We start from the raw sequence: 6,300 nt of genomic DNA, 5'->3' as shown, positions 1-6,300 counted from the left end.
ATTTCGCGCAGCCAGATCCGCTGCAGGGGATTCACGCGCGGCGGGGTCGGCCGCGGCGCGGCGTCCAGCGGGCTCATGCCGGGGTTCCCCCCGGGGTATCGAAGCGTTTCTGCATGACGATCGCGTCTTCGCGTCCGCCCTTCTCGGCGGGGTAATAGCCGCGCCGCAGGCCGATCTGCAGATAGCCATGGCGTTTATAGAAGCTGATGGCCGACGCGTTGGACGGGCGGACCTCGAGCAGCAGGCCCTCGAGCCCCCGTTCGCGCGCCTGACGCTCGCACCATTCAAGCAGCACGCCGCCCAGCCCCTGCCGGTGCAGGTGCCTGGCCACGGCGATCACCAGAAGATGGGCCACATCGGGCGCAAACATGACAATGCAGAATCCCGCCAGTTTCCCGTCGCGGCGCAGGGTCCAGGCCCCATAGCCGGCCTCCAGGGCGTCCGAGAAATTGCGCCGGGTCCAGGGGAAGGACTGCACGTGGGCTTCCAGCGCCACCACCTCGTCGAGGTCGGCCTGGGTCAGCGGCTGCGGAAGCGGAGCGGCCAGCGAGGGCTGCGCCTTGGGATTCCCGCCTTCGCCGCGCATGCGTTCGGCGGTGGTGAAGGCGACCTTGTCGCGCACATACAGCGGAGCGGCCAATTCGGGCGCCAGGGCCTCGCCGCGCAGCCAGCCCAGGCGGGCCAGGCGGGCCACGCTGGCGGCTTCCGGCCGCAGGGCTTCTACGGTGCGGCGCCACTGCGCGGGATGGGCCATGTCCGCCGCGTACGCATCCCAGGCATCCCCGGCCAGCAGCAATTCCAGCGGCTGGCCCGCCCGGGCCGACCAGCCCGGCAGGTGATGCGCCGTCCAGGGCACGACCTCGGACGCGGCGATGAGCATGGGCGCCTGCAGGGTTTCCCAGGAGGGATCGTCCGGGGACGAGCCCGACCGGCGATAAACCGCCAGGTACACCTCGTTCATGCGGGCGTCCAGGGCCACGACGACGGCCTCGGCCTGGGTTGCGGCGGACTGGGCGGCGACCGCCTGGTGCGAAACGATGGGCAGCACGGGAATGCCCAGGCCCAGCGCCATGCCCTGGGCCACGCCGCAGGCGACGCGCAGGCCCGTGAAGCCGCCCGGCCCCTGGCCGAACGCCACCGCATGCAGCGCGGAAGGGGCCAGCCCGGACTCGGCGAGCAGCTCGTCGGCCATGGGGAGGAGGCGCTCTGCGTGCTCCTGGGAACCTTCATGCTCCCTGACGCTGACTTCCAGACGGCCGTCGACCGCCCGCAAAAGGGCCACGCCGCATCGGGACGAAGAAGTTTCAAGAGCCAGCAGGTTTAGTTCCATAGATGCAGATTGTACGAAATAAGCCGCCTTTCCCCCCGGGTGTAAGGGGGATTTCAACCAGGACTCGCAATGTGTAATATCTTGTGAACGCCCACTAGCCGCTGGTTCTTGTCACTGTTACATTTCCGGCCATGAATACGCAAAACACCACCCCCACCCGCAAAATCCTTGTCGTCGACGACGATCCGCGCTTGCGCGATTTGCTGCGCCGGTACTTGTCCGAGCAGGGATTCAACGTTTTCGTCGCCGAAGACGCCAAAGAGATGGGCAAACTCTGGCAACGCGAGCACTTCGACCTGCTCGTGCTGGATCTGATGCTGCCCGGCGAAGATGGCCTTTCCATCTGCCGCCGGCTGCGCGGTGGCCACGACAATACCCCCATCATCATGCTGACGGCCAAGGCGGAAGAAATCGACCGCATCGTCGGCCTTGAGATGGGTGCGGACGACTACCTGTCCAAGCCGTTCAACCCCCGGGAACTGCTGGCGCGCATCAACGCGATCCTGCGCCGCCGCGGCACCGAGGAACACCCCGGCGCCCCCAGCCAGGAAAACGAATCCATCGCCTTCGGCCCCTACATGCTGAACCTGTCCACCCGTACGCTCACGCGCAACGGCGAACAGGTGCCCATCACCACGGGTGAATTCTCGGTGCTAAAGGTGTTTGCGCGCCATCCGAAGATTCCCCTGTCGCGCGACAAGCTCATGGAGCTGGCCCGCGGCCGCGAATACGAAGCCTTCGATCGCAGCCTCGACGTCCAGATCTCGCGACTGCGCAAGCTGATCGAACCGAACCCGTCCAAGCCCGTATTCATCCAGACCGTCTGGGGTCTTGGGTACGTGTTCGTCCCGGACGGTGGTAGCTGACCGACTCGCCCGCCCGGGGCAGGAGCGCAGCGTCGTGCCGCGCCTGCGGAGAACCTTCAGGAACCTGACATCACGTCTGCGGCTCGGCTTGTTCGGCCGCACGTTCCTTTTGCTCGCCGCGCTGATGCTCGTCAGCCTGGGCGCGTGGCTTCAAGTGTTTTTCAGCATGGAGCTGGGACCGCGCGCCAATCAAATGGCGCAGCGGGTGATCACGGCCGTCAATATCACGCGCACCGCGCTGATCTACTCGCATAACGGCGAACGCAGCAAACTCCTCCTCGACCTGGCCACCAACGAAGGCATCCAGGTCTACCCGCGCGAAGTCACCGACTTTGCCGAAGCCCTCCCCGACGACGACTACTGGCAGCGCGTTGCCCAGCACATCCGCACGCGCTTCGGACCGGAAACGCAGATCGCCTGGGGCGTCAACCAGGTGCCCGGCTTCTGGGTCAGCTTCCAGATAGAAAAAGACCTGTACTGGCTGGTGTTCGAGCGCGAACAGATCGGGCTGACCGGCGGGATCGAATGGCTGGGATGGGGCGCCACGGCGCTGCTGCTGTCCCTGGTCGGGGCCGCCGTCAGCGTGGGCTTCGTCAACCGGCCGCTATCGCGGCTGGCCCGGGCCGCCCAGGTGCTGTCGCGCGGCGAAACGCCCGCGCCGCTGCCCGAACAGGGCCCCCTGGAAATCCGCGACCTGAACGCCTCGTTCAACCGGATGGCCAAGGACCTGCGGCAGGCCGAAGCCGACCGCGAACTGATGCTGGCCGGCATTTCGCACGATCTGCGCACGCCGCTTGCGCGCATGCGCCTCGAAATCGAGCTCAGCGGCGTGTCCGAGGACGCGCGCCAGGCCATCGACGAAGACCTGGGCCAGATCGACCACAGCATTGGCCAGCTGATGGAATATGCCCGGCCGGCCGGCACCCTGCCGCAACTGGCCACCGATATTTCCGCTGTCCTGGCCGAACTTTACGAACGCGAGCGCAGCCACACCGCCTCGTTGGGCGGAGAGCTCGATGCCTCGCTGGAACCCGGGCTGCGCGCGCGGATCACCGCCCTGGACCTCAAGCGCATCGTCAGCAACCTGATCGAAAATGCGCGCCGCTACGGCCGGTCCACCGACGGCATGGCGCATCTGGTCATGACACTGCAAGCTGAAGGCAGCATGATCGTCATCGAAGTGTCTGACCGCGGGCCGGGCATCGCCCCCGAAGACGTGGACCGCCTGCTGCGCCCGTTCTCGCGCGGCGAAGCGGCGCGCACCGGCGTCAGCGGCGCGGGCCTGGGCCTGGCGATCGTCGAACGCCTGCTCAAGCACGTTGGCGGGTCGCTGCGCATGCTGCCCCGAGAGGGCGGTGGACTGACCGCAAGGATAGAGTTGCCCAAAGCCAAGTTTAGGAATTATCAATTAGACAACGATAATCCATAGCGTAGAATTTATGGTTTGAGGCGCAGCCTTATCTCCACCCAACAACTACTGGGAGTAAACATGAAAACTGTTGGCGACAAACTCGAGCCCTTCAAGGTCACCGGCGTAAAGCCCGGCTTCAACCAGCACGAAGAAAACGGCGTGTCGGCGTTTGAAGACATCACCGAAAGCTCGTTCCCCGGCAAGTGGAAGGTGATTTACTTCTACCCGAAAGACTTCACGTTTGTTTGCCCGACCGAAATCGTCGGCTTCAACAAGCTCGCCAAGGACTTCGAAGACCGCGACGCCGTCCTGCTGGGCGGCTCGACCGACAACGAATTCGTCAAGCTGGCATGGCGCCGTGAGCACCCGGACCTGAACAAGCTGGGTCACTACCAATTCGGCGACACCACCGGCGCCCTGATCGACCAGCTGGGCGTTCGCGAAAAGGGTGCTGGCGTTGCCCTGCGCGCCACGTTCATCGTCGATCCGGACAACACGATCCAGCACGTTTCGGTGAACAACCTGAACGTCGGCCGTAACCCGGAAGAAGTTCTGCGTCTGCTCGACGGTCTGCAAACCGACGAGCTCTGCCCGTGCAACCGTACGGTTGGCGGCGCTACGCTGTAATTTCCAGCCCGGTCCGGAGCCTGCTTTCCGCAGGCCCCGCGCCGGGCTTTAACTGCTCTAGATTATAGGTAAAAACTATGGAATTTCTTACGACCATTAAGGAACAGCTGCCGGATTGGGCCAAGGACATCCGCCTGAATCTGGACGCCGTGATCGCCCGCTCCACGCTGGCGCCCGAAGACGCCGTGGGCGCCGCCCTGTCCGCCGCGTATGCCGCGCGCAGCCCGGTGCTGGTGGAGGCCTTTAAGAGCGGTCTGTCGGAAAGCGACGCGAACGCCGCCCTGACCGCCTCGGCTCTCATGGGCATGAACAACACCTGGTACCCGTACGTCGAGATGACCGGCGATGCCCAGCTCAAGAGCCTGCCGGCCCAGTTGCGCATGAACGCGTACGCCACCCATGGCGGCGTGGAAAAGAAGCGCTTTGAGCTGTTCGCGCTGGTGGCCTCCATCATCGGCAAATGCCATTTCTGCGTGGCCTCGCACTACGAGAACCTGAAGAACGACGGCCTGTCGACCGAACAGCTGCGCGACGCCGGCCGTATCGCCTCCGTCGTCAATGCCGCCGCCCTGGCGCTAACTGCGCAAGGCAAGTAAGCCCCGCGCTGCTCGCCAAAACAAAGCCCGCCTGCTTTTATCAGCAGGCGGGCTTTTTCTTTTGCGCCGTGGCGCGGCGCGCTAGTTCTTGGCGGCCGGTTTGACCGGGGCGGTAGGCAGGCCGTTGGCGACCCATGCCTCCATGCCGCCGCGATACCAATAGGCGCGCCACCCCAGCGTGCCGGCACGCAAGGCCGCGTTATAGGACGAACGGTCATTCATGCCGGCGCCCATGAAGACGATGGGCGCGTCCCGCCGGCCGCCCGTATTCTTCTGCAGCCAGGCATCCAGCGCGCTCTGCAGGCTGTCCGCGACACTGCCGTCCGACCCTGCGTCGGCCAGGGGGTAGGCGATGGGCAGCGTGTCCCGCAGCCCGCTGGTGTCGATGATGAGGATGTTCTTGTCTTTGTTGATCATCTTCACCAGGTCGCCGGTCGTGACGATTTCTGCGCGCGTGTGCTTGTTCGGCGTCGCCCCCCGGTACGGCGAGGAGAACAGCATGGACGTCGGCGGCACGCCGCTGTCCTTGAGTTCGTCGAAGGCGCCGCTGGGCAGCGCGGGCATGCCCTGCCCCGGCGCGGGCTGCTGGCGGGGAGCCGCGGGCGCCGCTCCTTCCTTGCTGGCGACGACCTCGCCGCCCACCGTGCCCATTTCGATGTCGGAAATCATCACCGCGATGTTCTCGATCAGGTCGTAGCACATCGTGATCGAGCCTTCGCGCGGGCTGTACCAGGCGTTCAACTGGCCGCAGTCCTTGAACACGACATTCACCGGCCGGGGCAGGACATAGGTCTGGCCCAGCAGCTTGATGTTGGCGGTGATCGCGTCGGACAGGTTGTTGGCGAAAAGATTGCCGATCTTGCGCTTGGACGGTTCGAACACCACGTTGACCGGTGCGCCGGGCGCGTTGGCGGGCTGCTGGCCGTCAGGCGTCCATTCGCCGACGCGCGTATGCGGCGCCAGGAGCCGGCGCCAGGCGCGGTTCTGCTTGTTGAATTCGTCCGTGCAGCGGGCCTTGGTCCGGTCTTCGAATCCGACGTGCTTGGTCACCGACTCGAATACGGCCGGGTTGCCGCCGTACATGATGCAAAGCATGTTGCGGAAGCGCTTGAGATCGCCCGTGTGCTCGTCCTGCCAGGCCGAACTGGCCGAGGCGCCGCGCTTTTCCGCCAGCTTGCCGCTGTAGTACCACTGCAGGGCCGCGTAGGTCGCCGCGTCCCGGGCCATCTTGTTCACATCCTTGTCGCTGGACGGGTACATGGTCGGCTCGACGATCTGCAGCGCCGAGTACATATCGACCGCGTCTTCTTCCGCGCCCGTGGAAGGCAGTTCCAGTTCGCCGATCAGCGCATGCCCGAATTCGTGCAGGAAAATGCTGCGCATGATCCCCACGTAGACCCCCACGATGCGCAGGGTGTCGCCGCCAAACCTGGGGTACGGACCCGCGCCGGGCAAGGCCGAATTGTTGTT

6 protein-coding genes are annotated in these 6,300 nt (G+C 65.2%); 4 read left to right on the top strand and 2 right to left on the bottom strand.

The window, feature by feature from the left end:
* Positions 1-73 precede the first annotated feature (73 nt).
* On the bottom strand, positions 74-1,330 hold the full coding sequence (locus tag KYC_RS04235; RefSeq protein WP_043517515.1) for a bifunctional tRNA (adenosine(37)-N6)-threonylcarbamoyltransferase complex dimerization subunit type 1 TsaB/ribosomal protein alanine acetyltransferase RimI: 1,257 nt from the start codon (positions 1,328-1,330) through the stop codon (positions 74-76).
* A 131-nt stretch (positions 1,331-1,461) separates the two neighbouring features.
* Here KYC_RS04235 and risA point away from each other — a divergent pair, with 131 nt between their 5' ends.
* The 4 genes from risA to KYC_RS04215 all read left to right on the top strand — a co-directional run bounded on the left by risA (position 1,462) and on the right by KYC_RS04215 (position 4,830).
* Complete coding sequence (gene risA, locus KYC_RS04230) at positions 1,462-2,196, top strand: response regulator transcription factor RisA (RefSeq protein WP_008159176.1); 735 nt, start codon at positions 1,462-1,464, stop codon at positions 2,194-2,196.
* Positions 2,197-2,230: 34 nt separating this feature from the next.
* The gene (risS, locus tag KYC_RS04225) at positions 2,231-3,625 is read left to right on the top strand and encodes a sensor histidine kinase RisS (RefSeq protein ID WP_043517513.1); all 1,395 of its coding nucleotides are present in this window, start codon (positions 2,231-2,233) and stop codon (positions 3,623-3,625) included.
* A 60-nt stretch (positions 3,626-3,685) separates the two neighbouring features.
* Positions 3,686-4,234 carry a peroxiredoxin gene (locus KYC_RS04220; protein WP_006217982.1) on the top strand — a complete coding sequence of 183 codons (549 nt, stop codon included), beginning with the start codon at positions 3,686-3,688 and terminating at the stop codon, positions 4,232-4,234.
* A gap of 77 nt (positions 4,235-4,311) precedes the next feature.
* Positions 4,312-4,830: a carboxymuconolactone decarboxylase family protein gene (locus KYC_RS04215; RefSeq protein WP_008159173.1), complete on the top strand. Its 519-nt coding sequence runs from the start codon at positions 4,312-4,314 to the stop codon at positions 4,828-4,830.
* 81 nt (positions 4,831-4,911) lie between these two features.
* Here KYC_RS04215 and KYC_RS04210 read toward each other — a convergent pair.
* The coding region (locus tag KYC_RS04210) for a DUF4344 domain-containing metallopeptidase (RefSeq protein WP_008159172.1) at positions 4,912-6,300 on the bottom strand (1,389 nt) is incomplete at its 5' end.

This window comes from Achromobacter arsenitoxydans SY8 (genome assembly GCF_000236785.1).
Lineage (GTDB): Bacteria > Pseudomonadota > Gammaproteobacteria > Burkholderiales > Burkholderiaceae_B > Achromobacter > Achromobacter arsenitoxydans.
The sequence above is the reverse complement of the archived record's forward strand: the minus strand, read 5'-3'. Positions and strand labels throughout refer to the sequence as shown.

Coding starts and splice junctions, on each gene's coding strand:
- risA (WP_008159176.1), top strand. CDS start 1,462: ATGAATACGCAAAACACCACCCCCACCCGCAAAATCCTTGTCGTCGAC.
- KYC_RS04220 (WP_006217982.1), top strand. CDS start 3,686: ATGAAAACTGTTGGCGACAAACTCGAGCCCTTCAAGGTCACCGGCGTA.
- KYC_RS04215 (WP_008159173.1), top strand. CDS start 4,312: ATGGAATTTCTTACGACCATTAAGGAACAGCTGCCGGATTGGGCCAAG.
- KYC_RS04235 (WP_043517515.1), bottom strand. CDS start 1,330: ATGGAACTAAACCTGCTGGCTCTTGAAACTTCTTCGTCCCGATGCGGC.